Origin of the sequence: Micropruina sp. (assembly GCF_047606665.1) — a bacterium.
Taxonomy (GTDB): domain Bacteria; phylum Actinomycetota; class Actinomycetes; order Propionibacteriales; family Propionibacteriaceae; genus Micropruina.
On the sequence record NZ_JASGEF010000058.1, the window covers coordinates 14734 to 32433 of the forward strand.

Consider the following 17700-nt stretch of genomic DNA (forward strand, 5'->3'; position numbering starts at 1 on the left):
GAGCATGCGTTCCCTCACTGGTTCAGCAGGTTCGCGTTGTCGACCGAGGTCGAACGGCGGGTCTTGTAGATGCCGACGATGATGCCGAGCCCGACGACCACCTCGGCGGCCGCGACCACCATCACGAAGAAGCTGGCCACCTGCCCGTCGAAGCTGCCGTGCTGGTGGGCGAAGGCGACCAGGGCCAGGTTCGCCGCGTTCAGCATCAACTCCACCGACATGAACGCCACCAGGGCGTTGCGCCGGATCATCACGCCGATCGCGCCGAGCACGAACAGGATCACCGCCAGGTACAGGTACTCCTCGGTCACAGCTCCTCGTCCTCCTCGTCATGGACGCGCTCGGCCGCCGCGAAGGCGTCCGCGGTGATCTGCTTGAACCGGACGCTGTCCAGCTGGACGCCGCGCTCGGAGAGCGTGCGGCTGATCGACTCCTCGGCGATGCTGCCGTCGGGCAGCAGGGCCGGGGTGGCGATCGAGTTGCTGGTCGCGAAGACGCCCGAGTTGGGCAGCGAGCCAGGGTGGGCACCGCTGCTGGCGTAGGCCTTCATCCGGGCCTCCGCCTGCTCCTTCTGGCCCAGCTTCGGCTTGGTGCGCTGGGCGTGGGCGAAGATCATCGCCCCCACCGCCGCGGTGATCAGCAGCGCCGAGGTGAGCTCGAACACCCACACATAGCGCCCGAAGAGCAGCTGCGCGATGCCCTCGACGTTGCCGCCGGCCGCCGTCGCGGCGTCCGTCATGCCCTTCGCCGGGCTGACCACCGCCCCGCCGACCGCGAAGATCATCAGGCCGAGCAGGCCGAGCGCGCCAAGCGCCGACAGCACCCGCTGGCCTTTGATCGTCTCGACGATCGAGTCGGGGGTGTCGACGCCGACCAGCATCAGCACGAACAGGAACATCATCAGCACCGCGCCGGTGTAGACGATGATCTGGACGGCGAACAGGAACTGAGCGTCCAGGGACGCGTATAGCACCGCCAGGCAGACCATGGTGAGCGCCATCGACAAGGCCGAGTGCACCGCTTTGCGGAACAGGATCAGCCCCAGGCCGCCCAGCACCATCAGCGGGCCGCAGATCCAGAACACGACACTCATCGGGCCTCCTGCACCGAAGGCGTCCGGGTGTCCGGGGTGCCGGTCTTGGGCAGCCCGAGGAAGTAGGCCTGCTCGTCGGAACCGAGTCGGCGCGGATGCGGCGGCGCCTCCATGCCGGGCAGCAGCGGCGCCAGCAGCCGGTCCTTGGTGTAGATCATCTTCTCCCGTGTGGTGTCGCCCAGTTTGAACTCGTTGGTCATGGTCAGCGCCCGGGTCGGGCAGGCCTCGATGCACAGCCCGCACAGGATGCAGCGCAGGTAGTTGATCTGGTACACCGACCCGTACCGCTCGCCGGGTGAGAACCGGGCGTCCTCGGTGTTGTCGGCGCCCTCGACGTAGATGGCGTCCGCCGGGCAGGCCCAGGCGCACAGCTCACAGCCGACGCACTTCTCCAGGCCGTCGGGCCAGCGGTTCAGCTGGTGCCGGCCGTGGAACCGCGGTGCGGTGACCTTGACCTTGCCCTTCTCCGGGTAGCCCTGGGTGAAGGTCTTGCGGAACATCGTCCGGAAGGTGACGCCGAAACCGGCCCACTGTTGCGCGAAGGTAGCCATCAGGCGTCCGTCCTTTCCGCTTCGGCAGAGACCACGTCGGCCTGCTCGGGCAGCCGTTGACCCGGCATCGGTGGCACCGGGTAACCGCCGGCGAACGGGTCGAACTCTGCGGTGTCCACCGCGGGTGGTGCCGGCTCGCGGTCCAGCCACCACCACAGCCCGAACAGGGCGAGCACCACGACCACCGAACCGCCGATCACCAGAGGGTTGGCCAGCCAGTTCTGCGCCCGTGCCACCCGGACGGCGGAGATCAGCATCACCCAGACCAGCGAGATCGGGATCAGCCACTTCCAGCCCAGCGTCATGAACTGGTCGTAGCGGAACCGCGGCAGGGTGCCGCGCAGCCAGACGAACACCGAGATGAGCAGCTGCACCTTGAGGAAGAACCAGACCGGACCCCACCAGCCGGCGTCCATCGCCGGGACCAGCGCGTTGATCGGCCAGGGGGCGTGGAAGCCGCCCAGGAACAGCGTGGTCGCGATCGCCGACACCGTGGCCATGTTGATGTACTCGGCCAGGAAGTAGGTGGCGTAGCGGAAGCCGGAGTATTCGGTGAGGTAGCCCGACACCAGCTCGGACTCGCACTCGGGCAGGTCGAACGGTGCCCGGTTGGTCTCGCCGACCATCGAGATCAGATAGATGGCGAACGACGGGAAGAGCTGCAGGAAGAACCAGTTCTGGAACCCCCAGTCCATGCCGAAGAAGCTGAACGACTGGCCCTGGACGTCGACGATCTCGGCGGTCGACATCGAGCTGGCGTGCAGGAACACCGCCACCAGCGCCAGGCCCATGCTGAGCTCGTAGGAGATCATCTGGGCCGACGACCGGAGCGCGCCGAGCAGCGAGTAGGGCGAGTTGGACGACCAGCCGGCCAGCACGAAGCCGTAGATGCCGACGGACGCCACCGCGAGCAGCACCAGCACCGAGATCGGCAGGTCGGTCAGCTGCAACCTGGTCCGGACGCCGAAGATCTCCACCTCGCCGCCGAACGGGATCACCGACCAGGCGGTGAACGCGGCGGTGCCGGCGATCAGCGGGGCCAGGGTGAACAGCACCCGGTCGGCCGATTTGGGCCGGAAGTCCTCTTTCATGATCAGCTTGCTGCCGTCGGCGACCGCCTGCAGCAGCCCGAACGGGCCGTTCATGATCGGGCCGAGCCGGTGCTGCATCTTGCCGACCAGCCGGCGCTCGTACCAGACGTTGAAGATCGTCCAGACCAGCAGCACCACGAACAGCACCACCACCTTGATCAGCACCAGCCACCACGGGTCGGTGCCGAACAGGGCAAGGTCGAGCGGATTCATGCCGCACCTCCTTCACTGACCGCGTCGCTGGGCGCACTCACCGTCACGCCGGCACCATGTACCAGACCAAGTTCCGACAAGGGCGTTCCGGGGGCGTGCGTGGGCACCCAGACGGTTCCGGGGGCCATCCCGCGGACGATCTCGAGCGGCAGGGTGAGCCACCCGGTGCCGCCGACTACCGTCACCGAATCGTTCAGGCCGTAAGCCGCGGCGACCTCGGGCGAGGTCCGGGCCACCACCGGACGGGCGGTCGCCTGCAGCGCCGGCTCGTTGTCATTGGAGCGGGAGCCGTCGATCAGCTCGCGCCAAGTGGCCAGCGCCAGCTCGCCGTCGGCCGCTTCGCCCTGGCCCGGCGCGGTCTGCTGCATCAGCGGCACTCGGTCGCCGTCCCAGCTGCCGAGTTCGTCGAGCTCGTCGAGCGCCTGCCGGGCCGTCCGGACGCCCAGCGGGCGCCCCAGCGCGTCGGCCAGCGCGGCCAGCACCCGCAGGTCGGTCATCGGCTGGTTCGGCTGCTTGATCACGGTGTTCACCCGGCCCCGGCGATGCTCCCAGTTCAGGAAATGTCCGGGGCGCTCTTCGATCAGCGCGATCGGGAACACCACGTCGGCGCGTTCGGTGACCTCGCTGAGCCGCTGCTCCAGGCTGATCACGAAGGACGCCTCGTCGAGGCTGGCGCGCACCTTGTCGGCACGGGCGAAGTCGGACGGCTCGATGCCGCCGACCAGCAGCGCCAGCCCGTAGCGGGCGGCGTCCAGCTGCATCTCGGCGTCCAGCCCGCCGGCCACCGGCAGCGTCTCTACCCCCCAGGCGGCCTGGACGTCGACCCGGGCCCGCACGTTGGCGACCGGACGACCGCCCGGCAGCAGATTCGGCAGGCAGCCGGCCTCGATCGCGCCCCGGTCGCCGGCCCGGCGCGGGATCCAGCCCAGCCGGGCGCCGGTGGCGTCGGCGAAGTCGGCGGCGGCGGTGAGCAGACCCCGCACTGTGGCGGCCCGATCGCCGATCAGCACGATGGTGTCGGCGTCCGCCTCCAGCCCGGCCAGCACCTCGGCCTCGGTGCCCGGCACCGTCGGGATCACCTCGGCGCCCAGCTTGCGCGACCCGGCCGACACGAACGGGGCCAGCGCGACCACCTTGGTGCCGAACTTGCGGACCGCCTTGCGCAGCCGCAGGTAGACCATGGCGGCCTCGTCCTCGGGCTCGAAGGCGACCAACACCACTTGCTTCGCGGCCTGCAGCGCGGTGTAGCTGAGCCGCTCGGGATCGAGCGCCTGGCCGGCCACCCGGTTGGCCAGGAAGGCGGCCTCCTCGGCGCTGTGCGGACGGGACCGGAAGTCGATGTTGTTGGTGCCGAGCACGACGCGGGCGAATTTGGCGTAGCCGTAGGCGTCCTCGACGGTCAGCCGGCCGCCGGTGAGCACGCCCACCTGGGAGCCGGCCTTGCGCAGCCCGGCCACCGCAGCGTCGATCGCCTCGGGCCAGGACGCCACCCGCAGCACCCCGTTCTCGCGGATCAGCGGACGGGTCAGCCGGTCGGCGCCGCGTCCGGACTTGAACGCGAACCGGCCCCGGTCGCAGTTCCACTCCTCGTTGACCTCGGGGGCGTCGCCGGCCAGCCGCCGCTTCACCTGGAAATGCCGGTGATCGGTGCGCAACTGGCAGCCGCCGGCGCAGTGCTCACAGGTGGTGGGCGTGCTGACCAGGTCGAACGGACGGCTCTGGAACCGGTACGAGGCGCTGGTCAGCGCACCGACCGGGCAGATCTGGATGACGTTGCCGGAGAAGTAGGAGTTGTACGGGTGGTCCTCGTAGAAGCCGACCTGCTGCAGCGCGCCACGCTCGACCAGGGTGATGAACGGGTCGCCGGAGATCTGCTCGGAGAATCGGGTGCAGCGGGCGCACAGAATGCAGCGCTCGCGGTCGAGCAGGATCTGCGCCGAGATGCTCACCGGCTTCGGGAAGGTCCGCTTGACCCCCTCGTAGCGGGACTCGCCGCGTCCGGCACTCATCGCCTGGTTCTGCAGCGGGCACTCGCCGCCCTTGTCGCAGATCGGGCAGTCCAGCGGATGGTTGACCAGCAGGAACTCGATCATGCCCTTCTGAGCCTTGGCCGCCACCGGCGAGGTCTCCTGGGTCAGGATCTTCATCCCGGGCGCACACTCCAGGGTGCAGGACGCCTGCGGCTTCGGCATGCCGCGTCCGTTGCCCATGTCGGGCACCTCGACCAGACACTGCCGGCAGGCGCCGACCGGGTCGAGCAGCGGATGGTCGCAGAACCGCGGGATCGCCACCCCGATCATCTCGGCGGCCCGGATGGCCAGGGTGCCCTTGGGCACCTGCACCTCGGTGCCGTCGATGAAGACGGTGATCAGATCGCTGGCGACGACCTCGCCCGGCTTGGCGGTGACGGTCATGGGTGCGCTCCTTCCACTCCGGCGCCGGCGGTGGCCGAGGCGAAGAGCGCGCTGCGCTCGTAGGGGAACAGCTCCCAGGCCGGCGTCTTCATGCCCATCTCGAATTCGTCGCGGAAGTGCCGGATCGCGCTGGTCAGGCAGGCCACCGCGCCGTCGGCGAGCGCGCAGAACGAGCGGCCGCCGATGTCCTCGGCAATGTCGAGCAGCTTCTCGATGTCGCCCTCTTCGGCCTTGCCGGCCTCGAATTTCTTGAGGATCTGGACCAGCCACCAGTTGCCCTCGCGGCACGGCGTGCACTTGCCGCAGGACTCGTGCTTGTAGAACTCGATCCAGCGCAGCGTGGTGCGCACCACCGAGGTGGTCTCGTCGAAGCACTGCAGCGCCTTGGTACCCAGCATGGTGCCGGCCGCGCCCATCGACTCATAATCGAGCGGCAGGTCGAGATGCTCCGGAGTGAGGATCGGCGTCGAGCTGCCGCCCGGCGTCCAGAACTTCAACTCGTGGCCCTCGCGGATGCCGCCGGACAGCTCCAGCAGCTGCCGCAGGGTGACCCCGAGCGGCGCCTCGAACTGGCCCGGACGCTTGACGTGCCCGGACAGCGAATAGATGGTCATGCCCTTGGACCGCTCGGTGCCCATCGAGGAGAACCAGGCCGCACCGCGGTCGACGATCGCCGGAACGGACGCGATCGACTCGACGTTGTTCACCACCGTCGGGGACGCGTACAGGCCGGCCACCGCCGGGAACGGCGGACGCAGCCGGGGCTGGCCGCGGCGTCCCTCCAGGGAGTCGAGCAGCGCGGTCTCCTCGCCGCAGATGTAGGCGCCGGCGCCGGCGTGCACCACGACCTCGAGGTCGTAGCCGCTGCCCAGGATGTTCTTACCCGCGTAGCCGGCCGAGTAGGCCTCGCGGACCGCCTGCTGCAGTCGCCGGATGACGTGCAGCACCTCGCCGCGGCAGTAGATGAAAGCGTAGGAGCAGCCGATCGCGTAGGAGGCGATGATCACGCCCTCGACCAGTGTGTGCGGACTGGCCAGCATCAGCGGCATGTCCTTGCAGGTGCCCGGCTCGGACTCGTCGGCGTTCACCACCAGGTACTTGGGGTTCGGGTTGTCCTGCGGGACGAACGACCACTTCATGCCGGTCGGGAAGCCGGCGCCGCCGCGTCCGCGCAGTCCGGAATCCTTCACCACGCCCATCACCTCGGCCGGGGTCTGGACGAGCGCCTTGCGCAACGCCCGGTAGCCGCCGCGATGCTCGTAGTTGGTCAGCTTCCAGGCCCGCTCGTCGCCCCAGTTGTCGCTCAGCACGGGAGTCAGCAGATCGGTCATTCGGCACCTCCTTCGGGCTCGGCGGGCGGTGGCACGTCGGGCGCCCGCCAACCGCGTTCGCGGGCCACACGCAGGCCCAGCGTGGACGCCTCGCCGGCGGTCGGGCCCTCGTCGGCGCGGCCGTCGGGGAAGCCGGCGAGCACGCGTTCGGCTTCCTTCCACGACGTCAGGGTCGCGCCGCGCGGGGACCGGACGGTCTCCCCGGCGGCCAGCGAATCGAGCAGCTCGTCGACCTTCTCGGGCGTCATGTTGTCGAAGAACTCCCAGTTCACCATCATCACCGGGGCGAAATCGCAGGCGGCGTTGCATTCCAGCCGCTCCAGCGAGAACGTGCCGTCGGCGGTGGTCTCGCCCTCGTGGATGCCGAGCCGGTCGCAGACCCGGTCGAGCAGCTGGTCGCCGCCCATCACCGCGCACAGCGCCGTGGTGCACACCCCGACGTGGTGCTTCCCGGCCGGACGCCGCCGGTACATGGTGTAGAAGGTGGCCACGCCGGAGACCTGGGCGGTGGTGATGCCGAGGACCTCGGCGCAGGCCTGGACGCCGGCCGGGCTGACCCGGCCGTCGACGCTCTGCACCAGGTGCAGCATCGGCAGCAGCGCCGAGCGGGCCTGCGGGTAGCGTCCAGCGATCGACCGCAACTCGTCGAGGGTGTCCTCGGTGATGTTGGTCGAGACGTCCTCGTAGTCGATGCTCCCCGACTCGGGGAACCACGACTGGAACTCGTGGCCGCTCATCTGTCCACCCCTCCCATCACCGGGTCCAGCGAGCCGACCGCGACCACCACGTCCGAGATCATTCCGCCCTCGCACTGGATCGGCACCGACTGCAGATGGTTGAACCCGGGGTCGCGCATGTGCACCCGGAACGGCCGGGTGCCGCCGTCGGAGACCACGTGGCAGGCGATCTCGCCCTTCGGCGACTCGATCGGCACGTAGGCCTGGCCGGGCGGCACCCGGAAGCCCTCGGTGACGATCTTGAAGTGGTGGATCAGCGCCTCCATGGATTCGCCCATGATGTGCTTGATGTGCTCGTGGCTGTTGCCCTGGCCGTCCGGGCCGACCGCGAGCTGTGCCGGCCAGGCGATCTTCGGGTCGTCGACCATCACCGGCTCGCCGCGGGACGCCTCGAGCCGGTCGGCGCACTGCTCGACGATCTTCAGGCTCTCCCACATCTCGTCCAGCCGGATCCGGAACCGGGCGTAGCTGTCGCTGCTGGCCCACTCGTTCTCGGGACGCCAGGCCTTCGACTCGAACTCGTAGGTCTCGTAGCCGCAGTACGGCTGCTGCTTGCGCAGGTCCCAGTCGTAGCCGGTGGAACGCAGCACCGGACCGGTCACGCCGAGCGCCATGCAGGCGCTCAGGTCCTGATGGCCGATGCCGATCATCCGCAGCTTGAAGATCGGGTTCTCGTTGCAGAAGTCGGCGTACTCGGGCAGATGCTTGTGCAGCCAGGCGATCAGCTCGCGCAGCTGGGCGATGCCGGTCTCGGGCAGGTCGTTGGCGACGCCGCCGGGACGGATGAAGGCGTGGTTCATCCGTAGCCCGGTGACCGCCTCGAAGAAGTCGAGGATCATCTCGCGCTCGCGGAAGCCGATCGTCATCACGGTCAGCGCGCCGATCTCCATGCCGCCGGTGCCGATGCAGACCAGGTGCGAGGAGATCCGGTTGAGCTCCATCATCAGCACCCGGATCACGCTGGCCCGCTCGGGAATGTCGTCCTCGATGCCCAGCAGTCGCTCGACGGCCAGGCAGTAGGCGACCTCGTTGAAGATCGGGGCGACGTAGTCCATCCGGGTGACGAAGGTGGTGCCCTGCACCCAGGTGCGGTACTCCATGTTCTTCTCGATGCCGGTGTGCAGGAAGCCGATGCCGGGCCGGATGCTCAGCACGGTCTCGCCGTCGCACTCCAGGATGAGCCGCAGCACGCCGTGGGTGGACGGGTGCTGCGGCCCCATGTTGATCACCAGGATCTCGTCGGAGCGTTCGGCCTGCTCGGCGGCGATGTCCGCCCAGTCGCCGCCCATCGCCGTGTAGACGGTGCCTTCGGTGGCCTCGCCGGGCTGGGCGTAGAAGTCGGTGGTGCTCATCGGTAGCTCCTCCGCTGGTCGGGCGGCGGCACGGTGGCCCCCTTGTACTCCACCGGGATGCCGCCCAGCGGATAGTCCTTGCGCTGCGGATGCCCGACCCAGTCGTCCGGCATCAGAATGCGGGTCAGGTGCGGGTGGCCGTCGAAGACGATGCCGAACATGTCCCAGGTCTCGCGCTCGTGCCAGTCGGCGGCCGGATAGATGGCCACCACGCTCGGCACGTGCGGGTCGTCGTCGGGTGCGGTGGTCTCCACCCGCAGCCGGCGGTTGTGGGTCATCGACTGGAGGTGGTACACCACGTGCAGTTCGGCGCCGGTGTCGGTCGGATAGTGCACGCCCGAGACGCTGGCGCAGAACTCGAACCGCAGCTGGGCGTCGTCGCGCAACTGGCCCAGTACCTCGGTCAGCTTCTCGCGGACGACGAAGAAGGTCAGCTCGCCGCGGTCGAACACCACCCGGACCAGGGAGTCCGGCACCAGGCGCAGCAGCCGCGCGGTGGCGCCGGCGTACCAGCCCTCGCTGGGCAGACCCTCGTTCGGCAACTCGACGGTGCGGACGATCCTTCCGTAGCCGGAGGTGTCGCCGGAGCCGTCCGACCACATGCCCTTGCGGGTCTCGATGACGTGCGCGCCGGCCGGCACCTGCGCGACGGCGTCCAGCTCGTTGCCGGGCCCTGACGCGTCGGGCACTGAGTCGTCGCTCATCGCATGAGGCCCTTCATCTCGTGCGTGGCCATCGCCTCGAGTGCCGCCTGCTCTTGCGCCTCGAGCTCTTCCAGTTCGTGGGCGCCGATCGGACGCTTCATCACGATCTCCTTGCGCAGCTTGAACATGGCGTCGATCAGCATGTCGGGACGCGGCGGGCAGCCGGGCACGTACATGTCGACCGGCACCAGGTGGTCGCCGCCCTGGACGATCGCGTAGTTGTTGAACATGCCGCCGGAGGAGGCGCAGACGCCCATCGCCATCACCCATTTCGGGTTCGGCATCTGGTCGTACACCTGTCGCAGCACCGGCGCCATCTTCTGGCTGATCCGGCCCGAGATGATCATCAGGTCGGCCTGCCGCGGCGACGCCCGGAAGACCTCCTGGCCCCAGCGTCCGGCGTCGAACCGGGGCGCGCCGTAGGTCATCATCTCGATCGCGCAGCAGGCCAGGCCGAACGTCGCCGGCCAGAAGGACGCCTGCCGCATCCAGCCGAACATGCCCTCGACCGTGGTCAGCAGCACCCCCTGGGGGATCTTGTCCTCAAGCCCCATGTCGCGCCTCCCGTCCGCTGATCGTGCCCCGCGTGATCGTTCGCTGTGTGTTCGTGCCCCGTGCCGTCATCGTGCTCAGTCCCATTCCAGACCACCACGCCTGATCTCGTAGAAGTAGGCGACGCCCAGCACGAGCAGAAAGATCATCATCGCGCCGAAGCCGAAGACGCCGAGATTGTCGAAAGCGACCGCCCACGGGTACATGAACGCGACCTCGACGTCGAAAACCAGAAACATCATCGCCGTGATGTAGTACTTGACCGGAAAACGGCCGCCGCCGGCCGCCGCCGGGGTTGGATCGATGCCGCATTCGTAGGTGTCGTATTTGGTGCGGTTGTAGCGGCGCGGGCCGACCACCAAGCTCAGCACCACCGACACCACCAGGAAGGCGGCCGCCAGCGCCATGATCCCCAGGATCGGGATGTAGGGACTCATCGTTGCCTCCGTCCGGTCATGCCGAGGGAACCACCCTCGACAGCGAGTGGATCACGCGATCCATCCAATCACCTTCTCTGGTGTCGTAAAGGTGAGCCAACAACTTGATGGTGAAACGCATCAGAGTCGGCCGCGGCAGCCCGTAGCGGACGCAGACCCGCATCACCTCCGGGTGCTCGATCAGCTTCACGAAGCGCTGGCCGAGCCGGAAGTAGCCGCCCCACTCATGGGCCAGCCGGATCGGGTAGCCGGCCAGCGCCTTCTCGGCGGCCGGCGTCCCGACCCCTTCGGCGTGCGCCCGTGCCACCGCGTCGGCGGCGGCCTCGCCGGCCTCCATCGCGTACGGGATGCCTTCGCCGTTGAACGGGGACACCATGCCGCCCGAGTCGCCGACCAGCAGCAGGCCCTTGCTGTAGGCAGGTTTGCGGTTGAACGCCATCGGCAGCGCCGCGGACGCCACGCCGCCGACCTGATTGTCGGGGTTGAAGCCCCACTCGGCCGGGGTGTTGGCCAGCCAGCGGTGCAGCAGGTCGCGGTAGTTCAGCTTCTGCGAGGTGGCGGTGCTGGCGACCGTGCCGAGCCCGACATTGCAGGTGCCGTCGCCCATGCCGAAGATCCAGCCGTAGCCGGGCAGCAGGTTCGACTCCCCCGGCTTGCCGTCCCACAGCTGCAGCCACGACTCCATCCAGTCGTCGTCGTGCCGGGGCGAGGTGAAGTAGGTGCGGCAGGCCACGCCCATCGGCTTCTTGCCGTCCTTGAGCAGGCCCATCGCCTTGGCCACCGGGGAGGAGTTGCCGTCGGCGGCGACCACCAGCGGCGCGCTGAACCGGCGCCCGTCCTTGGTGGTGACGCCGGTGATCCGTCCGCTGCGGTCGTCGATCGCCGCGCCGTTGACGTTGGCCTGCTGGTAGAGGGTGGCGCCCTTGGCGACCGCGTGGTTGGCCAGCAGTTCGTCGAAGTCGGCCCGCTTGCGGACCAGGCCGAACGACGGGAACTCGCCCAGTTCGGGCCAGGGGATGTGGAACGGCTCGGGGCGGGAGCCGTAGACCCGGAGACCCTTGTTATGCAGCCAGCCGGCGTCCTCCGAGACATCGATGCCGAGCCGGACCAGTTGCTTGGTGGCGCGCGGGGTGAGACCGTCGCCGCACACCTTGTCACGGGGGAAGCTGCTCTTCTCCAACAGGGCGACGCCGAGGCCCTGCTCGGCCAGCCAGCAGGCCGCGGTCGCCCCCGCCGGACCGGCCCCGACGACGATGACGTCCGCCATCTCCTCGGACATGCCACTCCTCGTCATCGTTGGGTTTGGCGCCATGGGCGCAGCCGTCAGTCTAGGCACGAAATGACACGACAGCCATTCGAGCGGCGCGGGTGGTCATGACTAAGCTGCGCGGGTGATCCCAGCGCCCTCGGCGGCCCCCATTTATGCCCGCACATTCGCTATTAACGATCAAGAATCGTTGGCAAAATACCTTGTGGACGAGGGCTCCGTAGCCTGGCTGCGACGCGGCGAGGGAATGGTCGGGCTGGGCCGTTTCGCCACCGTGGAGGTGGCCGATCCGGCCGAGGCGGACGCCTGGTGGAGGGGGTTTGCGGCCCGCGTCGTCCATCGCTCGGAGGTGACCGGGGTGGCCGGCTCGGGACCCGTCGCGTTCGGCTCGTTCTGCTTCGACCCCGGTCACACTGTCGGAGTCTCCCGGCTGGTGGTCCCCCAGGTGATCATCGGACGCCGGGACGGCCGGGCCTGGATGACCGTTCTCGACTCGGAACCGCTGGTCGAGCCCGTCTCCCCGCCGGTCGAGCTTGTCGAGACCCAGTCGATGGTCGAGCTTGTCGAGACCTCTGGCGACCCGTCGTCCCTTCTCAGCTCACTCGCCGCGCGCGCCGAGCCGATCCGCGCACCGCGGGACGTCCGAGTGCTCACCGATGCCGCCGACGAGGATCGGTGGCGCCGCCGGGTCGCCGAGGCCGTACATCGGATCGAGAGCAACGGCCTGGAGAAGGTGGTGCTGGCTCGCCGGGTGGTCGCGACGGCGTCCGAACCGATCGATGTGCGGCATCTGGTTTCCACGTTGGCGAGCGACTATCCGGGTTGCTGGGTGTTCAGTGTGGACGGCCTGGTCGGGGCGTCGCCGGAGATGCTGGTGCGCCGCGAGCGCGGGCTGGCCACCTCGCGGGTGCTGGCCGGGACGATCCGGCGCAGCGGCTCGGAAGAGACCGACCTGAAACTGGCCGGCGCGCTGGCCCGGTCCTCGAAGAACCTGGCCGAGCACGAACTGGCGGTGGCGTCCGTCGCCGAGGCACTGGCCCCGCTGTGTTCCGGGATGAACGTGCCCGAATCTCCCTATGTACTGGAGCTGCCGAACGTGCTGCACCTGGCCACCGACGTGACCGCGGTGGCACACAAGAAGGCATCCTCACTGAGACTGGCGTCGGCACTGCACCCATCGGCAGCCGTGTGTGGGACGCCGACCGCGGTGGCTCGCGCGGCGATCGCCGAACTGGAAGGCATGGACCGCGGCCGGTACTCCGGTCCGGTCGGCTGGATCGACGCCAACGGCGACGGCGAATGGGCCATCGCCCTGCGCTGCGGAATGCTGGACGCCGACCCCCACCGCATCAACCTGTTCGCCGGCTGCGGCATCGTCGAAGGCTCCAACCCCGATGAAGAGCTCGCAGAGACCAGGGCAAAACTGCTCCCCATGCTCGAGGCGCTCAGTCTCTGACCTCCGCCGGTCGGCGCCTGCCACCGATGGTCGAGCCTGCCGAGGACCCCATCCGCCGCGTGGAACTCGCCGAGATCCACACCGATGGTCGAGCTTGTCGGGACCTACGCCTTGCGCATCGCCTCGGCCTGCAGGGCGTGGCCGAGATCCACACCGATGGTCGAGCTTGTCGAGGCCCCTCTCGCAACTCATGAACCGTCGGGCGACTCATGAACCGTCGGGCGGCGCCCCGCATTGAGGCGTGGAGTCGACCCCGAACCACTTTTGGGTTGATATAAGTACCCCTGGGGGGTATCTCTGCGGGCTGCGCCTCTACTCAAACCACTTTCTGGTGGCTATGGATACCTCCCAGGGGTATGCCATACCCACCAGAAAGTGGCTTGACCCGCGGAAGACGCTTGGCACCGCCGCGATAACCACCAAGAACCGGTTCGAGCGCACACATGGCCTCAGGTTGTGAACGGGACGATGTACCGGCCGGAGGCTTGGAGCGCGGCGAACTCCAGGCAGGCCAGCAGATCCTCACGCTCCAGCTCAGGGTGGTCCGTCAGGATCTCGCCGAAGGACATGTCGCTGGCAAGCAGTTCCAGAACCGTCTGAACCGGCCGGCGCATGCCCCTGACTATCGGCTTGCCGTGGCATACCGCCGGATCGACCGTGATGCGGTCGAGATGACTAACCGTCGCAGTTCTCACTGGCCCTTGACACTGCATGAGGCCAAGCATTCCACTCCTGACGGGGGCCAGAAGACGCCCCCTGCACCCCTCGCCCATGGGTAACGGGCTCGGATTTCCTCTCCGCCCTCCCGCCGATCTCGCCATCGGTGACGGCTGACAGGATCGCTGACTGCTTTCGTGAAATAACACGAAAGCAGTCACCCAAGGTGACAGTCGCTCCCGATGGCGAGATCGGTGGGGCATGCCAGGGGACTGTGCGGGTGTGCCAGGGGACGATGCAGGTGCGTCAGGGGGGTTGCGGGGTGCATCACAGGGCCGGGGCGCGCCAGGGACCGCCAGGACCGTCACCTGCATCAACCGCGCCGCGGCGCATCAACCGCAGCGCATCGTCGTCCTCCGGTCATGCAGAACCTACATGTGGCGGTCGCCATCGCAATGACCGCGTTGATGCCTTTCGCAGTCACCTCCTGCGACCCTCAGACGGGGTCGTCCACGCTGACCGGAACCCTGGTCGTGGAGTCCATCGCCCCCGACTGTCCGATCGAGGGCTACTGCGATGAAACCCGGATCCGGGTCTCCGGACACGGGTTCACTCCCAACAGCACGCTGACGATCGTGGCTCCCGGCGGGCAGGTCGACGGCCTCGAAGAAAAGACGCTGATCGACGGAACCCGAGTCGACGGCGACGGCACCCTGGTGACCACAGAGACCCAGTTCAGTTGCGCGATCGTTGCCCACCCTGGGGACGCCCGCGCCCAGTCGGTGATCGCCGCGGACGACCAGTCGGCCGGCGTCCGGAAAGCGTTCACGCTGGTGCCGACCAAGCTTCTGGTATGCATGCCGCCCTTCGTCACCACCAGCGGCCCGCAGCCGTGTGGCGAAGGATTGTGCCCGACCCTCACCGCCGACAGCCGGACGGTCGGCGTCCACTGGTACGCCCGAGAGGCCGGCTACGACCGCTTCATCGTCCACTACCGGGCCATGGATTCGAACACCTGGACGCAGACCGACGACCTCGGCGGACGCGTCGGCGACGTGGCGATCAACAATCTGGAACCAGGCACGACCTACGAATTCGAGTTGCTCGCCTGCCACACCCACTTCCTGGCTCCCAGCGACTGCGACGACTGGCTCCGCGTCGGCTCGGCAGCGGTCGGCTGACCGGCGTCCGCATCGAGCGCCAGCGACATCGCCTGCCTTTGGGTTCATCGCCTGTGTTTGAACGCAGGCAATGTGCCCGAACGCAGGCGATGTCGGATCGAAGTGGCGGTGCGGCGCCAGGTGGATGCCTCAGCGACCCGGACGCTGCACCTTGATCTTCTGACCGGACTGCTTCTTCAGGGTCTCCCGTTCCCGGTTCAGCTGCTCTTGCTGGGCCTTCATCTCGTCCATGTTGAACGTGCCGCGCAGGAAGATGAACGCGACACCGGCAAGGGCGAACGACCACAGCGGCGAGCCGCCGAGCATCACCGGGGCGGTGATCAGGGCCACCATGTCGATGCCGCGGAACAGGTTGAAGATCAGTCCCGGCGGCACCGCGCCGGACGCCGTAGCAACCATCGGGGTGTTGAAGTCGGCCTTCTTCGCCGTCACCCAGCGGACCGCGCCCAGCCAGCCGGCCAGGCCGGTGACCAGGGCGGTCGCGACGCCGTCCAGCAACGATCGTTCGGTGCCGGCGGAGGTGATCCCGACGAACGCCGGAACGGTCGCCACCTGCCAGAACAGCGCCAGCAGCAGCGGAATCACCATCGCCGCCGTCCGAATCTGCGCGGTCCGGAACGGGAACAGCCGGGCCAGCCCGCCGGTCCGGGTCAGCACCCGCAGCGTCGACAGGAACGGCACCAGCACCATGACCAGGATCAGCCCGGACACGAACGGGTTCACCGTGGTCAGGCCCAAGGCGTCCATCGCGTACGGAGCCACCACGGACGCCGCCAACGGCACCAGCGGACGCGGGAACCGGCGCAGCCGCTGCAGATCGCGCCAGAGCAGCGCCTGCAGACCGTCGCCGCGTCCGGACGTCGGCGTGACATGACCGCGTTCCACCGCGGCCCGCTCGACCACGATGTCGCGGATCAGTCCGAAGTCGAGCGCATACATGGCGCCCTGCATGCCCGACACCAGAGAGCCGCCCGAAGTCAGCCGAGCCCGCCGGATCAGATTCAACCGGCGCCGGGCGGCGATCAACTCGATCGCCACCAGCACCACGCCCAGCAGAGCGGCCCCGGCCGGCACCACCGTGGTCACCTCGGACGGCAGAGTCAACGACAGCCAGCCGGCGGCGATCGCGACGGTGAACAGCAGGGTGACCAGGCCCAACGTCGCCAGCAGAGTCTGGACGACCCGCGTCAGCACCAGGCGTTCCCGGGTCTGTTCGGCGGCGGCGAACGCAGTCAACGCGGCCGCACCCACGCCGTCCGCCAACGCCCACAGGCCGATCTCCAGCAGGCTCGACCCGCTCAGCGCCGCGGTCAACGCACCGAGCGCGGCGGCCAGGACGCCGGCGGCGGCCACCGCCAGCCGGAGGCGTCCGGACAGCAGCCGGGAGCGCTCGATCGGGGCGTCCATCAGCCAGAAGCCTTCGGCGGCCGAGACCAGCACCGGACCGAACAGCCGGGCCACCCCCAACGTCAGGCCGAGCAGCGCGAACCAGACCGCCCACGGCACCAGCGTGCGCGCCGAAATGCAGGTGGCCGCCGCACAGCTGGCCATCGTCGACTGCGCCTTGAGCACCAGGTTCGCGATCATCGCGCCGATCATCAGCACGCTGAAGATGGCCACGTAGGCGTCCTGAACGGCCTCCATGATCGACCGGGTGGCACGGCCGTGACGCCACTGCTTCATGGCGCCGTGCAGGTCGCGCTCGTCGACCGGCTCGGGTTCGGCGTCCGGAAGGAACCAGAAACTGCGTTCCGGCTCCGGTGCCGGAGCGGGAGCCGCCTCCGGTTTCGCGGCGCCGGACGCGGACGCCGAACGGATCAGCTTGCGGGACTTCTTGCTCACGCGTCGACCTCGTCGGCCACGTTCGCGCCGATCCGGACGACACGGGTGGCGACCACGTCGACCAGCTTCGGTTCGTGGCTGGCCAGCACGATCGCCAGTCCGCGGGCCCGTTCGGCGGCCAGCCGGGCGGCCAGCCAGTCGACGCCCTCGACGTCCAGGCGCTGCTCGGGCTCGTCGAGGACCAGCAGCTGACGCGGCCGGACGAAGGCGGTGGCCAGGGCGAGCCGGCGGCGCTGACCCGACGACAGCGTGCCCGGCAGCTGGCCGGACTGCGGCACCAACTGCACCTCGTGCAGCACCTCGTCGACCGCCGTCTCGGGGTCGGGGACGCCGTGCGCGCGGGCCAGCAGGTCGAGGTGCTCGACCACCGACAGGTCGGGGAAGAAGTCCAGGTCGTCGATGACAGTCGCCACCGCGCGGCGCACCTCAGGGTTGGTCTCGCTCATCCGGATGCCGTTCACCTCGACGATGCCCTCGTCGGGGGTGTCGGCACCGACCAGGCAGCGCAGGATGGTGGACTTGCCGGCGCCGTTGCGTCCGGTCAGCGCAATCGCCTCGCCCGCACGGACCTCGAGGTTGAAATTGTCCACGATCGTCACCGGGCCGAAGGACTTGCTGAGCCCGGCCACCTTGAGCACTGTGCTGCGTTTGGCCATGGGCAGGATTCTCCCCCACAATCCAACCCCGCCTCGAATCGGGTGTGACTCTTGATTGTGTCGTGTGGGTGTTTGGCGTTGTGATCTCTCTAGTCTGGGATACATAGTGGTCCAGATTTCGAGGAGGGATGATGGTGGTCGTGTTTGAGCAGTGGAGTGCTGCCGA

At 68.6% G+C, this 17700-nt stretch carries 17 protein-coding genes; 2 read left to right on the top strand and 15 right to left on the bottom strand.

The genetic code is table 11. The annotated features are described in order from the left end of the window. Nucleotides 1-14: 14 nt before the first annotated feature. From nuoK to QM619_RS13855, 12 genes are all read right to left on the bottom strand, one after another. Nucleotides 15-311, bottom strand: coding sequence for an NADH-quinone oxidoreductase subunit NuoK (gene nuoK, locus QM619_RS13800; protein ID WP_415109750.1), 297 nt, complete (start codon nt 309-311; stop codon nt 15-17). Further along, complete coding sequence (locus QM619_RS13805) at nt 308-1093, bottom strand: NADH-quinone oxidoreductase subunit J (protein ID WP_415109753.1); 786 nt, start codon at nt 1091-1093, stop codon at nt 308-310. Before QM619_RS13805 ends, nuoK begins: the two co-directional genes overlap by 4 nt. Further along, a complete protein-coding gene (gene nuoI, locus QM619_RS13810) occupies nt 1090-1644 on the bottom strand; it encodes an NADH-quinone oxidoreductase subunit NuoI (RefSeq protein ID WP_415109756.1) in 555 nt (184 codons plus the stop codon). The genes QM619_RS13805 and nuoI overlap by 4 nt, the downstream gene beginning before the upstream one ends. Further along, nucleotides 1644-2948: an NADH-quinone oxidoreductase subunit NuoH gene (gene nuoH / locus QM619_RS13815; protein WP_415109758.1), complete on the bottom strand. Its 1305-nt coding sequence runs from the start codon at nt 2946-2948 to the stop codon at nt 1644-1646. The genes nuoI and nuoH overlap by 1 nt, the downstream gene beginning before the upstream one ends. Next, nucleotides 2945-5362: an NADH-quinone oxidoreductase subunit G gene (locus QM619_RS13820; protein ID WP_415109761.1), complete on the bottom strand. Its 2418-nt coding sequence runs from the start codon at nt 5360-5362 to the stop codon at nt 2945-2947. The genes nuoH and QM619_RS13820 overlap by 4 nt, the downstream gene beginning before the upstream one ends. Further along, nucleotides 5359-6693, bottom strand: a complete 1335-nt coding sequence (gene nuoF / locus QM619_RS13825; protein ID WP_415109764.1) for an NADH-quinone oxidoreductase subunit NuoF — start codon at nt 6691-6693, stop codon at nt 5359-5361. The genes QM619_RS13820 and nuoF overlap by 4 nt, the downstream gene beginning before the upstream one ends. Next, nucleotides 6690-7430, bottom strand: coding sequence for an NADH-quinone oxidoreductase subunit NuoE (gene nuoE, locus QM619_RS13830; RefSeq protein WP_415109767.1), 741 nt, complete (start codon nt 7428-7430; stop codon nt 6690-6692). Before nuoE ends, nuoF begins: the two co-directional genes overlap by 4 nt. Further along, a complete protein-coding gene (locus QM619_RS13835) occupies nt 7427-8782 on the bottom strand; it encodes an NADH-quinone oxidoreductase subunit D (RefSeq protein ID WP_415109770.1) in 1356 nt (451 codons plus the stop codon). The genes nuoE and QM619_RS13835 overlap by 4 nt, the downstream gene beginning before the upstream one ends. Further along, a complete protein-coding gene (locus QM619_RS13840; RefSeq protein ID WP_415109773.1) occupies nt 8779-9486 on the bottom strand; it encodes an NADH-quinone oxidoreductase subunit C in 708 nt (235 codons plus the stop codon). The genes QM619_RS13835 and QM619_RS13840 overlap by 4 nt, the downstream gene beginning before the upstream one ends. After that, entirely contained in the window at nt 9483-10040 is a 558-nt protein-coding gene (locus tag QM619_RS13845) for an NADH-quinone oxidoreductase subunit B (RefSeq protein WP_415109776.1), read from the bottom strand. The genes QM619_RS13840 and QM619_RS13845 overlap by 4 nt, the downstream gene beginning before the upstream one ends. A 75-nt stretch (nt 10041-10115) precedes the next feature. Continuing rightward, the gene (locus QM619_RS13850; protein ID WP_415109778.1) at nt 10116-10475 is read right to left on the bottom strand and encodes an NADH-quinone oxidoreductase subunit A; all 360 of its coding nucleotides are present in this window, start codon (nt 10473-10475) and stop codon (nt 10116-10118) included. Nucleotides 10476-10491: 16 nt separating this feature from the next. Then, complete coding sequence (locus QM619_RS13855) at nt 10492-11754, bottom strand: geranylgeranyl reductase family protein (protein WP_415109781.1); 1263 nt, start codon at nt 11752-11754, stop codon at nt 10492-10494. 178 nt (nt 11755-11932) lie between these two features. On the opposite strand from QM619_RS13855, the gene QM619_RS13860 reads away from it, so the two are divergent. Continuing rightward, a complete protein-coding gene (locus tag QM619_RS13860; protein ID WP_415109783.1) occupies nt 11933-13198 on the top strand; it encodes an isochorismate synthase in 1266 nt (421 codons plus the stop codon). 449 nt (nt 13199-13647) lie between these two features. Here the strand turns inward: QM619_RS13860 and QM619_RS13865 are convergent, their stop codons facing one another. Continuing rightward, entirely contained in the window at nt 13648-14229 is a 582-nt protein-coding gene (locus QM619_RS13865; RefSeq protein WP_415109786.1) for a DUF433 domain-containing protein, read from the bottom strand. Between the two features lie 93 nt (nt 14230-14322). Here QM619_RS13865 and QM619_RS13870 point away from each other — a divergent pair, with 93 nt between their 5' ends. Further along, nucleotides 14323-15036: a fibronectin type III domain-containing protein gene (locus QM619_RS13870; RefSeq protein WP_415109789.1), complete on the top strand. Its 714-nt coding sequence runs from the start codon at nt 14323-14325 to the stop codon at nt 15034-15036. Between the two features lie 129 nt (nt 15037-15165). Here QM619_RS13870 and QM619_RS13875 read toward each other — a convergent pair whose 3' ends face one another. Further along, on the bottom strand, nt 15166-16878 hold the full coding sequence (locus tag QM619_RS13875; protein WP_415109793.1) for a DUF6297 family protein: 1713 nt from the start codon (nt 16876-16878) through the stop codon (nt 15166-15168). Continuing rightward, nucleotides 16875-17534: an ABC transporter ATP-binding protein gene (locus QM619_RS13880; protein ID WP_415109796.1), complete on the bottom strand. Its 660-nt coding sequence runs from the start codon at nt 17532-17534 to the stop codon at nt 16875-16877. Before QM619_RS13880 ends, QM619_RS13875 begins: the two co-directional genes overlap by 4 nt. Nucleotides 17535-17700: the final 166 nt, after the last annotated feature.